Here is a 19,954-nt window from a genome sequence, read left to right as displayed (position 1 = left end):
CGAATGTGCGTTTCGATCCTGTTTCATGGAGGTCATGGCAGACATCCGGAGTTTCAGCACGCTCGGCGGACAGTTCCCCAACGTCGTGGTCACCGCGATCGAGATGACCACCTCGATCGGCACCGACACCGAGTCCACGTGGGCGGGCCTCCTGGCCGGCAAGAGCGGCATTCGCGAGCTCAAGGGCGATTTCATCGGCGTCGACATCGCCGACCTCCCGGTCCGCTTCGGCGGCCAGCTCCTCGAGGACCCCACCTCCGAGGTCCCCGAGCGTCCCGACCGCAAGTACGCGGGCGACATCAGCAAGCAGCACGTCAGCAAGCGCCGCATGTCCTACGTGGAGCAGGCCGCGCACGTCATCACCAAGCGCCTCTGGGACAACGCGGGCCGCCCCGACGTCGACCACAACCGCCTCGCGGCGGTCGTCGGCACCGGTCTCGGCGGCGGCGAGTCGATGGTCGAGGCCGTCGACGCGCTGCGCGATCACGGCGTCCGCAAGGTCTCGCCGTTCACCGTGCAGATGGCCATGCCGAACGGCGCCTGCGCCGTCTCGGCCCTGGAGATCGGCGCCCGCGCCGGCGCCATCGCCCCCGTCTCGGCCTGCTCGACCGGCAACGAGGCCATCGCTCACGCCTGGCGCCAGATCGTCATGGGCGACGCCGACATCGCGGTCTGCGGCGGCATCGAGGGCAAGATCGACAGCCCCGTCATCGCCCCGTTCGCCATGATGCGCGCACTCTCGACCCGCAACGACGATCCGCTGGCCGCGTCGCGTCCGTTCGACAAGGACCGCGACGGCTTCGTCTTCGGCGAGGCGCAGACGCTGATGATCATCGAGACCGAGGAGCACGCCCTCGCCCGCGGCGCGAAGCCCATCGCGCGCCTGCTCGGCGCCGGCATCACCTCGGACGGCTACCACATGGTCTCCCCCGACGTGGAGGGCGGCGGCGCCGCTCGCGCCATGAAGCGCGCCATGGAGACCGCCGGCCTCAAGCGCGAGGACATCGACTACATCAACGCGCACGCCACCGCGACCCCGATCGGCGACACCGCCGAGGCCAAGGCCATCAACGCGGTCGTCGGCACCGACGCGGCGATCTACGCCCCGAAGGGCGCGCTCGGCCACTCGATCGGCGCCGTCGGCGCCCTCGAGGCCGCCCTGACGGTGCTGTCGCTGCGCGACGGCGTCATCCCGCCGACCCTCAACCTGGACAACCAGGACCCCGAGATCGAGCTCGACGTGGTGCACGGCGAGGCGCGCAAGGGCGACTACAAGTACGCGCTGAACAACTCGTTCGGCTTCGGCGGCCACGACGTGGCGCTCGCCTTCGGCAAGTACTGATCTTCGTCACCAGGACCGGCGGTCGGGATTCTTCCCGGCCGCCGGTTCTGTCGTTTCGCAACGCTATCCAACAAATGCTCTACTATATCCACATAGCAACGGAGCGGAACAAGCGAGACACGGGGGATCATGTCCATAATTAACCAAATTCGGGTAACAAATTTTCGCTCAATAAAAGACGCTCAGATATCACCCCTAAGCGGATACGAATCCATCGTAGGCCTAAACAGCGCCGGGAAATCCAACCTCCTGCGCGCTCTCAAGTTGTTCTTCACAGGATCCGTCGACGAAACCGGTTCTGGCCTCGATGTCGACCGGGACTATAGCGACTACGGACCTCAGAAGCCTCGACGGATCAAAGTCGGAGTTTCCTTCCCGATCAACAGCGGAATAAAGTTCCCCCGTCAAGCAGACTTCCTCGAACGCCAAGGCCTCGTTGACAATTTGGCAATATGCCAGACCTGGTATCGGGACAGCCAGACTCGCGGAATCACGAGGGAATTCTCGTACGGACAAGATCTTGACAACCTAGCACCAGCCACCGACCCGGCAGATATCTCAAGCCTCGAATCGTTTATCCGTTCGATCGAGTTCAGATACGTTCCCAACCACGCACAGCCATCCGAGCTAATACGACAATACGTTCAGCCACTCCGTAGTGCGCTGGTAACCAGGCTCCGAAACACGAAAGAGTATCGTTCGAGCGACGTCGGTGAACTTCTCCTGGCGATGTCCAGGCTCGCAGACACCCTATTTGAGGATGTCGCAACAGCGGTTTCCAAGGGAATCTCAGGACGTACCCTAAAGTCTGCGTTGCCGACCGATTTTGCCGACCTTGCATTCGACCTTGCAATCCGCTCGATAGATCCAGACGGACACGCCCGATCTCCCGAGCTGGAAGGCTCGGGGACGCAGCAGTTCATGTTTCTCCACCTCCTCAATCTCGCAGATCGAACCGCACGAGGTGCAGGGTTTGGATGGCTACAGGGGCACATTTGGGCCATCGAGGAACCGGAATCGTTTCTTCATGCTGGCCTGCGTCAAAGATACGCTACAGATTTGTTTGCGTACAGCGACGACCCGCGGCGACAAATATTCCTCACAACTCACCAAGATGAGTTTGTGCGAGTTGGAGATAGTGCGATCGTCGCAAGGACTTCTGCCAGCGGTACCATCTTCAATCGGCTTACTCCGAAGTTGGCAATTGAACAATCAAATAAGGAAGCGGTCACAGCATATCGACACCCTCTCCTTCAGTATTCCGATCAGCCACTCGTTTTAGTGGAGGGCAAGTTTGACGCACAATACATACGACAGGGACTAGATGCCGCAGGAATCAAGCCTCGCTGGCGCCTCGCCGATCCCGATGACCTAACAGGCGACGCCACTGGAGGGGATGCGTTTAAACAGTACCTGCGATATAACAGCGCAGCGATCAAGTCCCGACCAGACTCGGCGCCGATCCTGGTTGTGCGCGACTGGGAAACTAATGACGCGAATTCCTATCGGACATACCTCAAGGGTCACCGGTACTCGACGGTAGTAACAATGCCGTCAGACCTTTGCACTTCAGAGCTCGGCACCGGTTGGTCGGGAATTGAGCGCTACCTCCCGCTAGACTTCGTTGAATCAATGGTCCCGGAGGAAGACCTGCTGCGCCGCTCAAACGGCGTGATCGAACCGGAAAAATCTTCGCTCAACTCGCACAAGCAAGCAATGGCGAGGGCGTTCGACATTGCCGAGCACCCGGGCGCAAATTTAATTTCCTTGGCAAAATGGATTGATGAGCGCGTCTCAGAAATGCTGGCAGAAGTCCCCACTGAAGCGTTCTTCTAGCCAGCGGACCTCAGCGGCTTCCACGAGGATGTCCCCACAGAATCGAACACAGCAACGCCGGCCGCATCTGGGAGCCGCAGTTGCTAGTCGGCGCCATTCTGACGAAGTCAGCGAATCGAGGCCGCGCCGCCAGCCGAATTACCGTGAATGGGACCACGTTTACTCGGGCACCACGGCCGACGACACCCGTAGGATCAGCTGCCAAGTCAAAGCGAAACGTTTCGTCAGTCAAGCCGCAGAGCCGAATCTCCATACGCCGTTATTCGCGCGAATGAATAGCGAACCCGAACCAATTCCTGTCTTCCGTCACGACGACGACGCCAAGAGCTAAAACTGGATTCCCAGCCAGGACGGCGGCGCGCTCAACACGTTGCCCCGGCTCCCGTCACAGCGACCCCGGCGACCGAGGACGTCCAAGACCTCGCTCCGGTGATTCAGCTATTCGGGAGGTAGATGGCCGGGCTCGTCCGCATCAAACAAGTTACCGCTTGCCCTATAGCCCACGAAATCCTTGATAGGGGCTGCAATAACCTTACCGGAACCCTTTCTTCTGAATCTGACATACGCGGCCTCTCCCCGGATTACAAAGTCGACGAAGTAGCCGTCATCTGTCCGGCCATCGCTGCCGGTAAACTCCAGCGTAGCTCCCTCCCCAAGCCCCCTGAGAGCTCGGATCATTTCTCGCTCTCGTTCGGCGAGGCCTTCTAGGTCGAGCGGATCGGTGGGCCTCTCTTCGAAAAGACTGGGATGGTAGCCTCCCCCTCCTCGCCCGGCAATTTGCACAGCGAGCATTCTCAGCAGGTTGTGGTCTTCAGCCCTGGTTCGGTCAATTTCACGCACGCGCTCGACGATTTCGGCCAGAACGTCCTCGTCGGACCGAACGCGAGTCGCATCGTCTGCGAACACTCCGTCGCTTAACAAGCGTGCGTGCTCGACAACTTCCTCAATCTTGTTTTCCAAGTGCGGCCACTCACGTCCGAATGTCTCTTGAAGAAGCGACTCAGAGAGCGGCCTTTCACACTTGTTGTTCACACCCTGAATAAGCTGCCACATATCTTCATAACTAGCAGGATTTGTGTGCTGAAACTCGGACAGCGGGCCGGTGATATCTGAAGGAGAAACACCCAACAGCAAGGTTCTCGCCCGCGACTCTGAGCCGTTGGTGATAATCGCCCCTGCTTCGAAGTTCAACCACTCGGCCGATTGGTTCTCGCGCGTTACACACACAATCGCTTGCGTGGACGAGTCAAGGCGTCCTGCCAATTCCGCGCTCCATCGAGACCCCTTGTCGATATCTTTCTTGGACATGAAAGGGTCGAGCGCTTGGATCACTTTCGGCAGCCACCCGTGAAGAAATTCAGCCATCTCTCGTGCTGGTTCGCCGGACCAGCTAATGAAGATCTGCACGCGCGTTCTCCCCCTGGGACTCTGAGTCTGTCTGAGTTTCCCCAGATCTTTGCACATACCCCTGACGGGTTGGAGTGTTCGGCCTCCATGCTTCCAGGTGCCGCGCCACCCACACCCACCCCAGCTGGGTAGCACGGAGGTAGTACGGGCGAGGCTGAGAGCGTACGGAAGTTGGTAGGCAAGCCACCTACCTGCGGCGATGTGGTGCCCCCGGTGAGACTCGAACTCACACTGGACGGGTTTTGAATCCGTTGCCTCTGCCAATTGGGCTACGGGGGCGTCCGGCGGACCGTCGGAGACGGCCAGCCGAGCTAGCTTACCGGGCGGGGTCGGCGGCCTCGGACTCGGCGTCCACGGACGCGAGGAAGGCGTCGATCACGGGCCAGGTCTCGCGGACGGCGTCGGGGCCGGCGACGAGGCCGAGGTGGCTGGACTCGACGGTCGCGAACTCGACGCGCGGCGAGCCGGTGAACAGATCCACACCATGTCGCGCGGTCTCCCACGCGCACAGGGCGTCCCGGTGCGAGCCGAAGAGCTGAATGGGCACGTCGATGGAGTGCAGATCGATCGTCCGCTCCCCCAACTGCACCTCACCGGCGGCCAGCTCGCCGCGGAAGATCAGCCGCTCCCACAGCTGCGTCGCCAGCTTGCCGGGGTAGCCGGGGAAGGTGCGCTGGAAACGGTCGATGACCTCCATGCGCGCGAGCTTCTCGGGCTCGCCGAGGTTCTCCAGCACGAACTTCGGCTTCTTCAGTTCCCGATCCCACGAGGTGGCGCGGTAGGCCACCTGCACGATCGGCGCGGGGATGCCGCCCATGAGCGCGATCAGCGCGCCGGGGCCGAAACCGTCGACCGGCTTCATCAGCGAGGTCACGAGCGGGTAGGGCGGCTGCGCGGCGTACTTCAGCGGCGTCGCGATGGAGACGATCGAGCGGATGGACTCCGTCGACGCGCCGGCGGCGAGGAAGGACAGCGTGCCACCCAGGCTCCAGCCGTACAGGTCGATGCCGGCACCGTCGGGCACGTCCCCGCCCCAGAAGTCCTCCAGGGCGCGCGCGATGGCCTGCGGGATGATGTCGAGGGCGAAGTCCTCGAAGCCGAGACCGCGGTCGCCGTAGCCCATCTCGCCGAAGTCGATGACGTAGGGGACGCGCCCCGTCGACGCGAGGTGCGCGACGACGGACGTCTCGGGCGAGAGGTCGTAGCAGGTGGCGGGCGCGGCGATCGGCGGCACCAGCAGCACCGGTGCGGCGCCGGGCACGGCGGCCGCGGCACGGTCGGAATCCGAGGCGAACCGGCGGAGGGTGCGGTGGTCACCGTCGGCGACGACGACGTGCGGGGTGCGCTCGACGGGGCGGATGCCCTCCCCCAGAGTCAACGCCCAGAGGTTGCCGGCGCGCTCGCGCAATTGAGTCAGGCTCAATACGTTCATGGGCCTACGGTACCGCGCGCGGCGGGCCCGATTTCCGCCGCCCGGTAACGTACCCCCTGATGAAGGACACCGAGCCCACCCCGCACCGCGTGCTCGTCGCCGAGGACGAGGCGATCATTCGCATGGACCTCTCCGAGATGCTTCGGGAAGAGGGCTACGACGTGGTCGGCGAGGCCGAGAACGGCCAGGTCGCCCTGGAGATGGCCCGCGAACTCCAGCCCGACCTGGTGATCATGGACGTCAAGATGCCGGTGCTCAACGGCCTGGAGGCCGCGCAGGACATCGCCCGCGAGCGGATCGCCCCCGTCGTGATGCTGACCGCCTTCGGCCAGCGCGAGTTCGTCGAGAAGGCCCGCGAGGCGGGCGCGATGGCGTACCTGGTCAAGCCCTTCACGAAGGCCGACCTGGTGCCCGCGATCGAGATCGCCATCAGCCGGTTCGCCGAGCTCAAGGCGCTCGAGAAGGAAGTGACGACGCTCTCCGGCCAGCTCGAGACCCGCAAGCTGGTGGACCGGGCGAAGAGCATCCTGATGCAGGCGCACGGCGTCTCGGAACCGGAGGCATTCCGGTGGATTCAGCGGACCGCCATGGACCGCCGCACCGACATGCGCACCGTCGCGCACCTGGTGATCGACACGCTGGGCACCCCCACCACCCCCACCGACGCGGCGGGAGCGCCCTGACGGTCGGCTAGACCGCGCGGACGGACCGCGACGGCGGCAGCTGCTGGCCCCGGTAGTACCCGGTGCGCGGCATGTTCTGGAACGCGGGCTGCTCGCCCGAGGCCTTGTCGTTCTGGCGGTCGATGACCTTCTTGACGGCCTGCGGCGACGTGCCCGTGTAGCGGGCGATGTGCACGATCGGGATCCGCGCGGCGTAGGCGGCGAGGATCGTCTTGCGGTACTGCTCCTCCGCATTGGCCTTGAGGTGGGACCAGTGCGAGATGGGGCTGAGGAAGTCGCGGACCTCTTGAGGCGTGGGCTCGGGGACCTTCGGCATCTCTACTCCGTGCGTTCGAGCCCGGGGCGGGTACCCAGGCAATCTGACAGGGACGTTCGTCCCTTCATCGATCCTCCGCCGCGCTTTGTTACACGCCGGTTGGATTAGTTTGCCAGGGGTGGTACAACGGGCATCGATGTATCCCTCAGCAGTGGCGACGCAGTCGCCGGACGTGCTCCACACGTGGGTCTTCACCCCCGTGGTGACGGGCCTCATGGTCGTCGCTTCCATTCTCTACGTGTACGGCACCGTCCGGGCGCGGCGCGCCGGAGTCGCGTGGCCGATCGTCCGCGTTCTGTCGTGGTTCGTCGCGATGGCGCTGTTGGTGTTCTCCGTCAACAGCGTCATGGCCGAGCTGGCCAAGCACCTGTTCTGGGCGCACATGGTGGTGCACCTCGTGCTCATCACGGTGGTGCCGATGTTCCTCGTGCTCGCGGAGCCGATCCGGCTGCTCGCGACGGCGACGGGCGAGACCGGCGACCGCCGCGTGCGGGCGTTCCTCGGCAACCGGGTGGTCCGCCTCGTCACCAGCCCGATCGTCGGCCTGCCGCTGTACGCCTTCGCGCTGATCAGCACGCACCTCACGGGTTTCCAGGACCTGGCCCTCGACAATCCGTGGCTCAAGCAGCTCGAGTACGCCGGCTACTTCGTGATCGGCTGGATCTTCATGCTGCCGCTCATCGGCAACGAGCTGTGCGGGCCCACCAAGCTCTCGCACCCGCTGCGCTTCGCGTCGTTCCTGCTGGCCATGGGCCCCGACACCCTGGTGGGCGTCACCCTCATGATGACCACCACCGAGCTGGCGCCCGGATACTCCGCGTCGCGCCTGGGCTGGGGCCCCACGGGCCTCGAGGACCAGTCGGCGGCCGGCGCCATCATGTGGTTCGGCGGCGACGGCCTGATGATGATCCTGCTGCTCGTGGTGGCCTTCCAGTGGATCACCGCGGAGGCCACCGGCAAGCGCGGCGGCGGCATGGGCTCCTGGCTCGATTCCGCGCGCCGCGGCCAGCTCATGGGCGAGGGCGGCGAGGACGTGGACGTCGACGACGACGAGGCCGCCCTGGCCGCCTACAACGCACGCCTCCGGGAGATGAACCGGGGCCACTGACGGTCTGTCCGCCAGGGCGATCGCCCGCCCACGGCCCCGTCGGCTCCGCGTCAGCGCAGCGTGTACACGTCCGCGCCCGGGAAGGTGCCGAAACGGACGGCGATCGCCGCGACGACGACCGCGGCGATGACGCCCGCGCACGCCCAGCCGAGGCCCTCGACCTGCTGGCGCGTGCGCGTTCCCTTGGGGAGCAGCTCGGGCGCGTAGACGAAGCCCGCGGTCACGAGCGCCCCGGTGACGAAGCCGCCGAGGTGGCCCAGCCACGAGATGCCGGACAGGGTGAACGACGCGACGACGTTGACGCCGATGATCACCAGGAGCGACGTCGGGTTCAGCTTCAGCTTGAGGAAGAGCACCAGCTCCGCCCCGATGAGGCCGAAGATCGCGCCCGACGCGCCCACGGTGATCGTGTTCTCCAGCCCGAACCACAGCACCGCCGCGCTACCGCCGAGCAGCGAGATCCCGTAGATCGCGCCGAACCGCGCCCGCCCCAGCGCCTGCTCGACATTGCGCCCGAAGACGTACAGCGTGAACATGTTGACCAGCAGGTGGATCGGCCCGAAGTGCAGGAACCCCGACGTCACCGCCGTCCACCACCAGCCGTTGAGCGTGGCGGGCTCGGACAGGGCGAACCGCGCGACCTCGTACGAGGCCATGTTGTTCTCGATGCTGCCGGTCTGCTTCGCGCTGAACGCGAAGACGATCACGTTGACCGCGATCAGCGAATAGGTCACGACGGGCTGCCAGTCGCGGCGGACCGTCGTTCCGAGTGCGGTCACCGGCGGCTAGCCCGCGAGGGAGACCATGAGGGTGCCCGACGTGGAGGCGAGCTCGCTGCCCGCCACCGGGGTGGCCTGGGAGCCGCCGACGGTCACCGCGTAGTTCACGTCCGGGTCCGCGTGCACCGACGAGAGCCGGAACGGGAAAACGCACCGGCCCGAGCGCAGCACGCCCTCGCCGAGATCGGTGCCGAAGCTGTCGGACCCGCTCCGGAAGACGATGCGCGCCCCCTCCTTGACCTCCGCCGCGTCGCGGGCGCCGGAGCAGGTGGTGGTCGTCGCGACGTACTCCGACGGCGTCAGCACGACGACGCCCTCCCGCTCGAAGGCGGTGTTCGCGAAGCCGAATGAGACCGCGAAGATGCCGACGACCGCCATGATGACGAGCACGACCGCGGTGAGGACGCCGACCCAGGTGCGGGACCCGGGGCCGTGGCGGCGCCACGGCTGCTGCGGACCCTGCGGGAGCGCCGCCGGCAGCTCCGCGCGCCAATCGCGGCCGGGCGTGCCCTGCGGCACGTTCGGGATCGGACGCTGCTGCGTGTCCTGGCTGGTCACTTCGCCCCCTTCGACGGGAAGTACTTGAGCACACCCTCCTGGGTGGTGCTTGCTACCAGAATGCCCTTCGAATCGAAGAATTGCCCGTTGGACATACCGCGGCCGCCGTCGGCCACCGTCGAATGCGACGAGTACAGGTTGTACTGATCGAACCGGACCCGACGGTGGAACCACAGCGACTGGTTGAGCGTGACGGCCATGATCCGGTCGAATCCCCACGACAGTCCGTGCCGCGTGATGATCGAATCGAGGATCGTGGTGTCCGAAGCGTAGGCGAGCGCCGCGTCGTGGATGACCTGATCGTCGGGCAGCGGCCCGGCCGTCCGGATCCAGACGTTGTTGTCCTCCTGGATCAGGCCCTTGCCCTTGGCGATCCACGCCGGATCGTTGGTGAAGCGCATGTCCATCGGCTGCGGCGCGTCGACGAACATCGTGACGACGTCCTCGTAGCCCCGGAGCGTGTCCTGAATGTTCGGCAGGCCGTCGGGGCCCGGCACCGCGGGCGCGGGATCGCCGTGCACGAGCGGGTTCCGGCCGTCGGTCTGGTACGCGAGCTGCATCAGCGCGAGGACGGTGCCGCCCTGCTCCACCGAGACCAGCCGGTTCGCGACGTTGCGGGTGTCCCGCAGGCGCCGCACCACGAACTCCAGGTCGGCATTCGTCTCGCCGCCGTTGATGAAGTGCGTGTGCGCGGCGTGCAGGAACAGCGAATCCCGAGCCCCCGGAACGGTGTTGCCCGAGGCCACGATCGCCTGCGAGAGGATCTGCCCGCCGAACGTGCGGGACGCGGTCTTGGCGGGGTGACGACCGAGATACCGGTCCTCCCCCGCCTCCGCGAGATCCAGGGTGCCGAGGAACTCGTCGAAATCGGTGAGTGTCTCCGTCATGCGACGAGTATGGCAGCGCTGGATCGACGGCTCGCCGTCAGTGGTCGTCCTCGCCGATCCGGTGCACCTGGATCAGGTTGGTCGAGCCGATGGTCCCGGGGGGCGCGCCGGCGACGATGACGACCTGATCGCCCTTGGAGTAGCGGCCGATGCCCTCGAGTGAGTGGTCGACCTGCTTGATCATCGCGTCGGTGCTGTCCGCGCCGTCGACGAGGAAGGTCTCGGTGCCCCAGGACAGGGCGAGCTGGCTGCGGACCTCCGGCAGCGGGGTGAACGCCAGCAGCGGCAGGCGGGTGTGCAGCCGGGCCAGGCGACGCACGGTGTCACCGGACTGGGTGAACGCGACGAGGGCCTTGGCGTTGAGCCGCTCCCCGATGTCGCGGGCCGCGTAGGAGATGATGCCGCGCTTGGTGCGGGGCACGTGGTTCAGCGGCGGCACCGACGGTCCGCCGTCCTCGACGGCCTGCACGATCTTGGCCATGGTCCGGACGGTCTCGATCGGGTACTTGCCCACCGACACCTCACCGGAGAGCATCACCGCATCCGCGCCGTCGAGCACCGCGTTCGCCACATCGGAGGCCTCCGCCCGGGTCGGGCGGCTGTTCTCGATCATCGACTCCAGCATCTGCGTCGCCACGATCACCGGCTTCGCGTTCTCCCGCGCGATCTGAATCGCCCGCTTCTGCACCAGCGGCACCTCCTCCAGCGGCAACTCCACCCCCAGATCACCCCGGGCGACCATCACCGCATCGAACGCCAGGATCACCGCCTCCAGGTTCTCGATCGCCTCCGGCTTCTCCAGCTTCGCGATCACCGGAATCCGCCGGCCCACCCGGTCCATCACCGCGTGCACCCGCTCGATGTCCGCCGGCGACCGCACGAACGACAACGCGATGAAATCCACACCCAGCTCGAGCGCGAACTCCAGATCCTCGATGTCCTTCTCCGACAACGCCGGAACCGAGACGTTCATCCCCGGCAGCGACACGCCCTTGTTGTTCGACACCGGGCCACCCTCGGTGACCTCACACACCACGTCGTTGCCGTCGACCGAGACCACCTTCAGGCCGACCTTGCCGTCATCGACCAGCAGCCGGTCGCCGGGGCGGGCGTCCTGCGCCAGCTCCTTGTACGTGGTGGAGACCCGATCGTGGGTGCCGACCACGTCGTCGACGGTGATCCGGACCGTCTCGCCCGTCTCCCACACGGTGCGGCCGTCGCCGGCGAACCGGCCCAGCCGGATCTTCGGGCCCTGCAGATCCGCGAGGATCCCGACCGCGCGTCCGGTCTTATCCGAGGCGGAACGGACCCGCTCGTAGTTCACGCCGTGATCGGCGTGCTCACCATGGCTGAAATTCAGGCGCGCAACGTCCATGCCCTCCTCCACGAGAGCGAGAACCTTCTCCTCGGTTCCGACAGCGGGGCCCAGGGTGCAGACGATCTTGGTTCGACGAGTCACGGCGTCCACGTTAGTCCTCCTTATTCCGCGATGTGGAGTCTCCCGGCAACCCGCCGGTATCCATCTGGCGAACATCAGCCTCCGGTTCGGCACCGTCGTCCGCCTCGTCGAGTGCCACGGGTGCCTCGACGGCCGTCGATCCGTCCTGCTCGGGGTCGCTTTCCGACGGTGTCGAGGCCGCCTCGTCGAGGAAGACGGAGTCCTCGCGCCCCTTCGGGGCGAGGAGGAAGTAGGCGACCGCTCCGGCGAAGACGAGCGCCGCGGTGAAGACGTTGATGCGGACGCCGAAGATCAGGGTCGCGTGATCATCGCGCATGATCTCGATGAAGAACCGGCCCAGGCAGTAGCCCGCGACGTAGAGCGCGAAGAGGCGGCCGTGGCCGATGCGGAAGCGGCGGTCGACGATCACGAGGAAGGCCGCGACCAGCAGGTTCCAGATCAGCTCGTAGAGGAACGTGGGCTGCACGACGGCGAGGACGACGCCGGTGCTGTGCCCGTCGAGCACGTCGGGGCCGCGCTGGCCGACGTCGTTGGCGCGCTCGTAGATCTCCAGGCCCCACGGCAGCGTCGTGGGGGCCCCGTAGAGCTCCTGGTTGAACCAGTTGCCGAGGCGGCCGATGGCCTGGGCCACGATGATCGCGGGTGCGATCGCGTCGGCGAAGGGACCGAGCTTGATGCCCATCTTCCGGCAGCCGATCGCGGCGCCGACGCCGCCGAGGGCGACGGCGCCCCAGATGCCGAGGCCGCCGTCCCAGATGCGGAAGACGGCGCCGAGGCCGCGGCCGTTCGGGCCGAAGTAGGTGCTGAAGTCGGTCAGCACGTGGTAGAGCCGGCCGCCGATGAGGCCGAACGGGACGGCCCAGACCGCCACGTCGAGGACCTGGCCGGGCTTGCCGCCGCGGGCCACCCAGCGGCGGTCGCCCCACCAGCAGGCGACGACGATGCCGATGATGATGCACAGTGCGTAGGCGCGGATCGGGACGGGCCCGAGGTGCCAGACGCCCTGCGCGGGACTCGGGATGCTCGCGAGGATCACGCCCGTCACCCTACTGACCGCCCGCGCGGGCCGTCACTGCGAACGCAGCCGCTCCCACAACTCGGGCCAGGCGACGGTCCGTCCGGTGTAGAGCTGCACCACGGGATCGCCCGTCTCGCCGGGGGCCGGCACGGCCCGACGGTGCGCGAAGGCCCCGTCGAGCACGGGCGACGGGTCGCCGATCCAGAGCACCGCGCGGGCGTCCTCGGGCGGGCTGCCGAAGTAGTAGTACGCCCGGTGCCCGCTGTACGCGCGGGGAAGGCCCTCGTCGCGGCCGAAGAAGTCGACGGCCGCGGCGAACGGGTAGCTCTCGGCCACGATGACGGTGCCGTCGCGCTCCGCGGGCGGCAGCGTCCGGTACGCGGCGACGACGGTGTCGGACAGGCCGCGGAGCATCGTGTCCCCCTCGACGAGCATCGTCGCGGGCGCACGCAGCGGGGGCGTGCCGATCCGCTCCGCGACGGCCGGCGACCACACCGGCGAGGCCGCGATCCAACTGGCGGTGGAGCCGAGGAGCGCGAGGACCGCGACCGCGCGGAGCACCGCGCCGGCCCGCCGCCCGCGCCGCGCGAGCCATCGTTCGGCGACGACGGCTCCCACGGCCACCGGCAGCGCGTACACCGAGGCCAGGTAGTACGAACGGCCGTGCGTCAGCACGATCGCGGCCACGACCAACACCAGGGCGACGCCGAGGAAGCGGTAGGGGCGCAGGTCGCGCGAGCGCAGCAGCGCGACGACGCCGGCGAGCAGCAGCGGCAGCCCGATGAGCAGGCCCGCGCCGAACAGCCCGACGAGCGCGAACCCGGCACCACCGGGCCACTCCGCCCGCACGACGGCCCCCATCCGGGTGTACGCCCAGTCGTGGCCGGCCTGCCACCACAGCGTCGGGGCGATCGCGACGACGGCGAGGGCGCCGCCGGCCCAGAGCGCGGGCCGGGTGAGCAGCCGACGGGGCCCGCAGGCGAGGGCGCCGAGCGCCACCGCGATCCACAGCGCGGGCACGAGGAACTTCGTGAGCAGTGAGAGCGCCGTGACGGCTCCCGCGAGGAGCAGCAGGCGGTCGTCGCGGGTGCGCACCCACCGGACCAGCAGGTACAGGAGGATCGTCCACCACAGCGGGTCGAGCGAGTAGGTCGCGAGCCAGTGCCCGACGGAGCTGACCAGCGACATCGCGACCGCCGCCGCAGCGAAGGCCTGCGCGCCGGCGCGGCCGCCGAGCTCGCGGGCGAGGAGCCCCGCGAGCAGGGTGATCGCGACGACCGCAAGCGTCGCGGGCAGCCGCAGCACGACGAGGTTGCCGTGCGCCAGATGGTCGAGCCCAGCGGCGAGAAGCGGCACCAGCGGCGGCTGGTCGAAGTACCCGGCGGCGGGATGGTCCCGCCCGGCGACGACGAAGTAGGCCTCGTCGAAGAAGTAGCCGTAGTTGCGGCTGCCGAGCAGCATGACGGCGAGCACGACGGCGCCCACGAGGGCGAGCGGCAGCCGCGCGATCGACGGGAGCGCGCCGCGCGATCCGGCGGTCGGAGCGGTGTCGGGGGTGATGACCTGCGATGTCATGCCTTCGACCGTCGCCGATCGGACGCCACGCCGGTAGCGCCGTTCGGCGGCCCGTCGACCGACGAAAGGAGGTACCGGCACCGTCCGGCCCCTCCCTACGATGGCTGCATGCCCGTCGCACCCGACACCCGTTCGCGCGCCGCCCACGCGGCGCTGCTCGTGGTGTCGGCGGTGGGCACCGTCGCGCTGGTGATGGCGCTGTTCCCCGCGCTCCGGGGCGCCGGATTGTGGCTGGGCGCGGCCGCGATGCTCGCGGCGTCCGCGGCGGTCGGGCTGCTGCGCCCCGTGCTCGCGGCGCCCGTCGTCGCGGTCGCCTGCTGCTACCTCGTGCTCGGGCCCTGGGCCGAGGCGACGGCGTCCGGCGCGGCGATCTGGGTCGCGGTGGCGGCCTCGCTCGTCTCCTCGGCCGCGGCGCAGACGGCGCGGAACCGGCGCGAGGCGCTGATCGCCTTCGCCCCGTTCGTGGTTTTCGCGGCCGCGGTGGCGGCGTCCTCGCAGTCGGTGTGGGGCGCGCTCGGCTCGCTGGCCCCGGTGTTCGGCGGCACGACCTTCGGGCTGGGGCTGCGGCTGCGCGACGCCCAGCGGGAGCGTCGGGCACTCGCCGCGCGGCAGGCCCGCGCCGACGAGCGGCTCGCGCTGGCAGCCCAGCTGCACGACCTCGCGACGGCGCGGCTCACCCGGATCGTGCTCGCGGCGCGCGCCACGGGTCAGCCCGGGATCGAGGAGGACGCGCAGGCCGCGCTCGCCGACCTGCGCCGTGTGGTGGTCGGGCTGCAGACCGCGGACGCCCCGGCCGCCCCGCTGGCGGTGGGCGGACTCGTCGACCCGGCCGATCTCGACGGCACCATCACGGAGGCGGTGGCCCGGGCCCGGGACACCGGTCAGCGCGTCGACCTGAGCGGGGGCGTCACGGCGCCGCTCCCCCGCGCGAGCGCCGACTGCCTGGCCCGCGTCCTCGAAGAGGGCCTGGCGAACGCGCGCAAGCACGCGGCCGGCGCCCCGGTCGACGTCGAGGTCACGGACCGCGGTGTCCGCGTGCACAATCCGTCGGCCGCCCCCGATGCCGCGCTCGCCGCGACCGGGAGCGGCACGGGACTGCGGGGCCTGGCGGCCCGCACCGCGCTCGTCGGCGGCACGCTCCGGCACGGCCCCTCGCCCGACGGTGGCTGGACCCTGCAGGCCGACTTCCCGGCGGCCGCCCGATGACGACGGTGCGCGTCCTGGTGGCCGACGACGACCCGCTCGTGCGGGAGTACCTGCGCTCGACGCTGTCGGCGGAACCGGACCTCGACGTGGTCGCGACCGCGGCCGACGGCGCCGCCGCGGTGGAGGCGGGCATCGCGCACGCGCCGCAGGTCGCGCTGCTCGACGTGCGGATGCCCGGCGTCGACGGGATCGTCGCGACCCGGGCGCTGCGGGACCTCGATCCGCCGATCGCGGTCGTGCTCATCACCACCCTCGACACCGACGCGGTGCTGGTCGACGGTCTGGCCGCGGGCGCGGCGGGCTTCGTGGTGAAGACCGCCGAGCCGGCGCTGCTGGCGTCGGCGGTGCGGACCGCCGCGGCGGGCGGCTCGCTGCTCTCCCCCGACGCCCTGGCGCGCCTCGTGCGCCTCGCCGGCGACCGGCCGCGCCGCGACCCGCGCATCGACGCGCTCGGCGAGCGGGACCGCGACGTGCTGCGCGAGCTGGCGACGGGCGCGTCGAACGCGGAGATCGCGGCGCGCCTGTTCCTCGCCGAGTCCACGGTGAAGGGCTACGTCTCCGCGCTGATGACGCGCCTGGACTGCGCGAACCGCACGCAGCTCGCGCTGCTCGGGGCGGCGCTGTGAGCGCGCCCGACCTGGTGGTGCTGGGCCTCGGGCCGGCGGGGCGCGCGGTCGCGCACCGCGCCGCGGCGGCGGGCCTGCGGGTGCGGGCCTTCGATCCCGCGCCGGACGCGCGCTGGCGGCGCACCTTCGGGCTGTGGGCCGACGAGCTGCCGGCGTGGCTGCCCGCCGACGTGGTCGCGGCGGTGTCGTCGCCGCAGGTGATCGCGCGGACCCGGCACGCCCTGGGGCGCGAGTACGCGATGCTCGACGTGGACGCACTGCAGGGCGCGCTGCCGCTGGACGGGGTGGACGTCCGCGCCGAGCGCGCGGGCCGCGACGGGCACGGCGCGGCGTTCGTGATCGACGCGCGGGGGCCGGCACCGTCGACCTCCGCGGACGTGCCCCGGCAGACCGCGGCCGGAGTGCTCGTCCCGACAGGCGCGCACGAGGAGCTGTGGATGGACTGGCGGCCGGCGCCCGGCGTGCCCGACGACGCGCCGGCGTCGTTCCTCTACGCGGTCCGGGTCTCGCCCGATGCGGTGCTGGTCGAGGAGACCTGCCTCGCGGGCGCGCCGGCGGTCACCGTCGGCGAACTGGAGGAACGGCTGCGGGCGCGGCTGGCGGCGCGCGGCGTCGCGGCGGGCGCGTTGCACGAGCGGGTGGACTTCCCGCTGCTGCACGCCGGGCCGCGGCGCGGGCGGGGGTGGTGCGGGACCGGGGTGCGCGGAACCACGCTGCACCCGGCGACGGGGTATTCGGTGGCGGGGTCGCTGGCGTTCGCGGAGGACGCCGTCACGGCGCTGGGTACGGGCCGGAATCCGGTGACCGCCGACGCGATCGCCGCGCATCGCTTGCGCACGGCGGCGCTGCGCGCCCTCCTGGGGATGTCGCCGGCGGAACAGCGGGGCTTCTTCGAGGTCTTCTTCGGGCTCCCGGACCGGCACGTGCGCACGTTCCTCGCGCCGGGATCCGGAACGACGGCGAACGCCGCAGCAATGGCTGCGGCGTTCGCGGCGGCACCGTGGGGGCTGCGCCGGCGCCTGGCGCGGGTGGTTACTCCGCCGGCTTCTCGCCGGCGCCGTTGATGTCGGCCTGCTCGATGTCGAGCGCGCGCGCCTGCCCGATGAGGTCCTCGAGCGCGGCGGGCGGGAGCGCGCCGGCCTCGTTGTAGACGAGGTTGCCCTTCTTGAACACCATCAGCGTGGGGATCGAGCGGATGTTCGCGGCGGCGGCGAGGCTCTGCTCGGCCTCGGTGTCCACCTTGGCGAAAACCACATCGGGGTGGGTCTCGGATGCCTTCTCAAAGGTGGGCGCGAACGCGCGGCAGGGGCCGCACCACGACGCCCAGAAGTCGACCAGCACGATATCGTTGCCGGTCACGGTCTGATCGAACTTGTCTGCGGTCAATTCAACTGTCGCCATACCCCCTCCAACGATTTTGCCGACTCCATGATTCCCATTCGCCAAAATGTCGGATGGGATCGCTATTGTCTACTCGGGCGCGCACCCGCGCGCCGCATGTACACCGAGTACATCTACTAAGGGGATACACATGACCGACGTGCTTCGCGCAGGTAACCAGCTCGGCCTCGGGGAGACCCTGGACTCCCTCAACGGCGGCTACACGCTGACCCTGCAGAGCGATGGCAACCTCGTGCTCACCGAGGGCGCCGGCACCGTGGTGTGGGCCAGCGGCACCGACGGCAAGGGCGTCGAGCGCGCCAACTTCCAGACCGACGGCAACTTCGTTCTCTACAACGGTGCCGGCGAGGGCGTCTGGTCCACCCAGACCGAGGGCTCCGGCGCCGACCGCATCGTCCTGCAGGACGACCGCAACCTCGTCGTCTACGCCGGCGACGCCGACAAGTGGGCCTCCAACACCGCCACCGACCAGCCGGCCCCGGCCCGCGAGGCCGCCGCCGCTCCCGAGCCCGAGCCCGTCGCCGCCGAGGCGCCGGCCGCTCCCGCGCCGCGCACCCACACCGTCGCCTCCGGTGACACCCTGTGGGCCATCGCCGAGCAGTACCTGGGCGACGGCAACCGCTACACCGAGATCGCGCAGCTCAACGGCATCGCGAACCCGGACCTGATCAACGTGGGCCAGGTCATCACCATCCCCTGATCGCCGAAGATCACGCTCTGAATCACGAAACCGGCCTGCACTCGCTCAGCGAGGGCAGGCCGGTTTCGTCGTACGGGGGTCGGCGACGGCGAGGTCAGCGGTGCCGGGGATGGCAGCCGAGGGACGCCGAGACGACGGCGAGCGGCGTGCTCGCCAGCCGGAGGTTGTGGCGCTCCTGCGGCGTCATCGTCCAGCGGGCGTGCAGACGACTGGCGAATGCGTACATGGTGCGGTTCCTTCTCGGCGGATCGGTGAAGCGTGATCCATCGAGTATCGAACCGAACGATTCAGCCGCGCAACGCTTATCGCGTTAAGACCACGTATCGGTCGCGCTAACCGTCATTCGCCGCGCAACAGCCCCTTCGCCACGTGCGTCACCTGGATCTCGTTGCTGCCGGCGTAGATCATGAGCGACTTCGCGTCGCGCGCGAGCTGTTCCACCCGGTACTCCGCCATGTAGCCGTTGCCGCCGAAGAGCTGCACGGCCTCCATCGCCACCTCGGTCGCGGCGCGCGAGCTGTACAGCTTCATCGCCGAGGCCTGCGCCAGCGTCGGCGGCTTGCCCGCGCGCGAGGCCTCGATGGCGGTGAACAGCATGTTCTGCACGTTGATCCGCGCGATCTCCATCTCCGCCAGCTTGAGCTGGATGAGCTGGAACTTCCCGATCTCCTGACCCCACAGGGTGCGCGAGCGCGCGTAGTCGATCGACAGGCGCTGCGCCTCGTTGATGATGCCCAGGCTCAGCGCCGCGATGCCGATCCGCTCGGCGGTGAAGCCCGCCTTCGCGGAGGCCCCGCCGCCGCCCGGCGTCTCCTCCGTCTCGCCGAGCAGCCGGTCGGGGCCGAGGCGCACGTCGTCGAAGAACAGCTCGCCGGTGGGCGAGCTCATCATGCCCATCTTCTTGAAGGCCTTGCCCTGCGTGAGCCCCTCCATGCCCGTGTCCAGCACGAAGGTGAGCACCTTGCGGTCGCGGATCGGCGTGCCGTCGCCCTCGTCGAGCTTGGCGAAGACGACGATGGTGTCGGCGTGCGGGCCGTTGGTGATGAAGGTCTTCTGCCCCTTGAGGATGTAGCCGCCCGCGCCGTCGCGGCGCACCGTCGTCTTCATGCCGCCGAGGGCGTCGGAGCCGCTGTCGGGCTCGGTGATCGCCCACGCGCCGACCTTCTCCATCGTGACCAGCTCGGGCAGCCAGCGCTTCTTCTGCGCGAGCGTGCCGCGCGACTTGATCGTGGACACCGTCAGGCCCATGGAGACGCCCATCGAGCCGATGAGGCCCAGGCTCACGCCCGCCATCTCGACGTTGAGGATGAGGAACATCGACGAGCCCAGCGTGCTGGAGCCGCCGGCCTTGGGCTTCTCCCCCGCCTCCTCGGCGGCCAACTCGGCCTCGAGGTTCTCGCGGTTGACCTGGTCGATCCCGAAGGTCCGGAGCATCGTGCGGGTGATGTCGTACGGCGGCAGCGCGCCGGTCTCCAGCTCGTCGACGTGCGGGCGCACCTCCTTGTCGATGAACGCCCGCAGGGCGTCCCGCACCATCAGGTCTTCGTCGGACCACTCGAACACCGCAACCTCCATCAATAGAACGTGTTCTACATATTGGGGTCCATCCTCGCACCTCGCG

Annotated in this window: 20 protein-coding genes, 1 tRNA gene and 1 pseudogene; 9 read left to right on the top strand and 13 right to left on the bottom strand. The window is 68.7% G+C overall.

The genetic code is table 11. The features are described from left to right. The first annotated feature begins 34 nt into the window (after positions 1 to 34). The 3 genes and pseudogenes from ACM9LD_RS11445 (at position 35) to ACM9LD_RS11435 (ending at position 3,178) form a co-directional block, all read left to right on the top strand. Positions 35 to 1,342 carry a KasA/KasB family beta-ketoacyl-ACP synthase gene (locus ACM9LD_RS11445; protein WP_068520640.1) on the top strand — a complete coding sequence of 436 codons (1,308 nt, stop codon included), beginning with the start codon at positions 35 to 37 and terminating at the stop codon, positions 1,340 to 1,342. Positions 1,343 to 1,471: 129 nt separating this feature from the next. Next, a pseudogene (locus tag ACM9LD_RS11440) lies at positions 1,472 to 1,633 on the top strand (AAA family ATPase); the annotation flags it as partial. 438 nt (positions 1,634 to 2,071) lie between these two features. Further along, positions 2,072 to 3,178: an AAA family ATPase gene (locus tag ACM9LD_RS11435; RefSeq protein ID WP_415676904.1), complete on the top strand. Its 1,107-nt coding sequence runs from the start codon at positions 2,072 to 2,074 to the stop codon at positions 3,176 to 3,178. Between the two features lie 438 nt (positions 3,179 to 3,616). Here the strand turns inward: ACM9LD_RS11435 and ACM9LD_RS11430 are convergent, their stop codons facing one another. The 3 genes from ACM9LD_RS11430 to ACM9LD_RS11420 all read right to left on the bottom strand — a co-directional run bounded on the left by ACM9LD_RS11430 (position 3,617) and on the right by ACM9LD_RS11420 (position 6,017). Next, complete coding sequence (locus ACM9LD_RS11430) at positions 3,617 to 4,585, bottom strand: TIR domain-containing protein (RefSeq protein WP_415676775.1); 969 nt, start codon at positions 4,583 to 4,585, stop codon at positions 3,617 to 3,619. Between the two features lie 202 nt (positions 4,586 to 4,787). Further along, a tRNA-Leu gene (locus ACM9LD_RS11425) sits at positions 4,788 to 4,864 on the bottom strand. 37 nt (positions 4,865 to 4,901) lie between these two features. Continuing rightward, on the bottom strand, positions 4,902 to 6,017 hold the full coding sequence (locus ACM9LD_RS11420) for an alpha/beta hydrolase (RefSeq protein ID WP_415676774.1): 1,116 nt from the start codon (positions 6,015 to 6,017) through the stop codon (positions 4,902 to 4,904). A gap of 59 nt (positions 6,018 to 6,076) precedes the next feature. On the opposite strand from ACM9LD_RS11420, the gene ACM9LD_RS11415 reads away from it, so the two are divergent. Further along, the gene (locus tag ACM9LD_RS11415; protein ID WP_336671795.1) at positions 6,077 to 6,700 is read left to right on the top strand and encodes an ANTAR domain-containing response regulator; all 624 of its coding nucleotides are present in this window, start codon (positions 6,077 to 6,079) and stop codon (positions 6,698 to 6,700) included. Positions 6,701 to 6,707: 7 nt separating this feature from the next. On the opposite strand, the gene ACM9LD_RS11410 is transcribed toward ACM9LD_RS11415, so the two are convergent. Continuing rightward, a complete protein-coding gene (locus tag ACM9LD_RS11410) occupies positions 6,708 to 7,016 on the bottom strand; it encodes a hypothetical protein (RefSeq protein ID WP_415676773.1) in 309 nt (102 codons plus the stop codon). A gap of 136 nt (positions 7,017 to 7,152) precedes the next feature. Between ACM9LD_RS11410 and ACM9LD_RS11405 the strand changes: the two genes are divergently transcribed. Continuing rightward, a complete protein-coding gene (locus ACM9LD_RS11405) occupies positions 7,153 to 8,124 on the top strand; it encodes a cytochrome c oxidase assembly protein (protein WP_415676772.1) in 972 nt (323 codons plus the stop codon). 50 nt (positions 8,125 to 8,174) lie between these two features. On the opposite strand, the gene ACM9LD_RS11400 is transcribed toward ACM9LD_RS11405, so the two are convergent. Genes ACM9LD_RS11400 through ACM9LD_RS11375 form a run of 6 tightly spaced genes read right to left on the bottom strand, consistent with a single transcriptional unit; the run spans position 8,175 to position 14,400 of the window. Then, the gene (locus ACM9LD_RS11400; RefSeq protein WP_415676771.1) at positions 8,175 to 8,903 is read right to left on the bottom strand and encodes a rhomboid family intramembrane serine protease; all 729 of its coding nucleotides are present in this window, start codon (positions 8,901 to 8,903) and stop codon (positions 8,175 to 8,177) included. A gap of 6 nt (positions 8,904 to 8,909) precedes the next feature. Then, positions 8,910 to 9,461: a hypothetical protein gene (locus ACM9LD_RS11395; protein WP_415676770.1), complete on the bottom strand. Its 552-nt coding sequence runs from the start codon at positions 9,459 to 9,461 to the stop codon at positions 8,910 to 8,912. After that, positions 9,458 to 10,348 (bottom strand): acyl-CoA thioesterase, encoded by an 891-nt coding sequence (locus tag ACM9LD_RS11390; RefSeq protein WP_415676769.1) that lies wholly within the window; start codon positions 10,346 to 10,348, stop codon positions 9,458 to 9,460. Before ACM9LD_RS11390 ends, ACM9LD_RS11395 begins: the two co-directional genes overlap by 4 nt. A gap of 37 nt (positions 10,349 to 10,385) precedes the next feature. Then, the gene (pyk, locus tag ACM9LD_RS11385; protein WP_415676768.1) at positions 10,386 to 11,807 is read right to left on the bottom strand and encodes a pyruvate kinase; all 1,422 of its coding nucleotides are present in this window, start codon (positions 11,805 to 11,807) and stop codon (positions 10,386 to 10,388) included. 10 nt (positions 11,808 to 11,817) lie between these two features. Next, positions 11,818 to 12,843 (bottom strand): prolipoprotein diacylglyceryl transferase, encoded by a 1,026-nt coding sequence (lgt, locus tag ACM9LD_RS11380; RefSeq protein WP_415676767.1) that lies wholly within the window; start codon positions 12,841 to 12,843, stop codon positions 11,818 to 11,820. Between the two features lie 33 nt (positions 12,844 to 12,876). Beyond that, positions 12,877 to 14,400 (bottom strand): ArnT family glycosyltransferase, encoded by a 1,524-nt coding sequence (locus ACM9LD_RS11375; RefSeq protein WP_415676766.1) that lies wholly within the window; start codon positions 14,398 to 14,400, stop codon positions 12,877 to 12,879. 108 nt (positions 14,401 to 14,508) lie between these two features. Between ACM9LD_RS11375 and ACM9LD_RS11370 the strand changes: the two genes are divergently transcribed. From ACM9LD_RS11370 to ACM9LD_RS11360, 3 genes are read left to right on the top strand one after another with little or no spacing between them, the layout of a single operon-like run. Further along, a complete protein-coding gene (locus ACM9LD_RS11370; protein ID WP_415676765.1) occupies positions 14,509 to 15,606 on the top strand; it encodes a sensor histidine kinase in 1,098 nt (365 codons plus the stop codon). Continuing rightward, on the top strand, positions 15,603 to 16,232 hold the full coding sequence (locus ACM9LD_RS11365; RefSeq protein ID WP_224648571.1) for a response regulator: 630 nt from the start codon (positions 15,603 to 15,605) through the stop codon (positions 16,230 to 16,232). The genes ACM9LD_RS11370 and ACM9LD_RS11365 overlap by 4 nt, the downstream gene beginning before the upstream one ends. Beyond that, a complete protein-coding gene (locus tag ACM9LD_RS11360; protein ID WP_415676764.1) occupies positions 16,229 to 17,296 on the top strand; it encodes a lycopene cyclase family protein in 1,068 nt (355 codons plus the stop codon). Before ACM9LD_RS11365 ends, ACM9LD_RS11360 begins: the two co-directional genes overlap by 4 nt. Here ACM9LD_RS11360 and trxA read toward each other — a convergent pair. Then, entirely contained in the window at positions 17,265 to 17,633 is a 369-nt protein-coding gene (gene trxA / locus ACM9LD_RS11355; protein ID WP_415676763.1) for a thioredoxin, read from the bottom strand. The genes ACM9LD_RS11360 and trxA overlap by 32 nt on opposite strands. A gap of 130 nt (positions 17,634 to 17,763) precedes the next feature. Here trxA and ACM9LD_RS11350 point away from each other — a divergent pair, with 130 nt between their 5' ends. Further along, on the top strand, positions 17,764 to 18,333 hold the full coding sequence (locus tag ACM9LD_RS11350; protein WP_415676762.1) for a LysM peptidoglycan-binding domain-containing protein: 570 nt from the start codon (positions 17,764 to 17,766) through the stop codon (positions 18,331 to 18,333). A gap of 94 nt (positions 18,334 to 18,427) precedes the next feature. On the opposite strand, the gene ACM9LD_RS11345 is transcribed toward ACM9LD_RS11350, so the two are convergent. Further along, on the bottom strand, positions 18,428 to 18,559 hold the full coding sequence (locus ACM9LD_RS11345) for a hypothetical protein (protein WP_415676761.1): 132 nt from the start codon (positions 18,557 to 18,559) through the stop codon (positions 18,428 to 18,430). A 113-nt stretch (positions 18,560 to 18,672) separates the two neighbouring features. Continuing rightward, positions 18,673 to 19,896 carry an acyl-CoA dehydrogenase family protein gene (locus ACM9LD_RS11340; protein WP_415676897.1) on the bottom strand — a complete coding sequence of 408 codons (1,224 nt, stop codon included), beginning with the start codon at positions 19,894 to 19,896 and terminating at the stop codon, positions 18,673 to 18,675. Positions 19,897 to 19,954: the final 58 nt, after the last annotated feature.

It is taken from the genome of Tsukamurella hominis, from assembly GCF_965137015.1.
GTDB lineage: Bacteria > Actinomycetota > Actinomycetes > Mycobacteriales > Mycobacteriaceae > Tsukamurella > Tsukamurella hominis.
The sequence above is the reverse complement of the archived record's forward strand: the minus strand, read 5'-3'. Positions and strand labels throughout refer to the sequence as shown.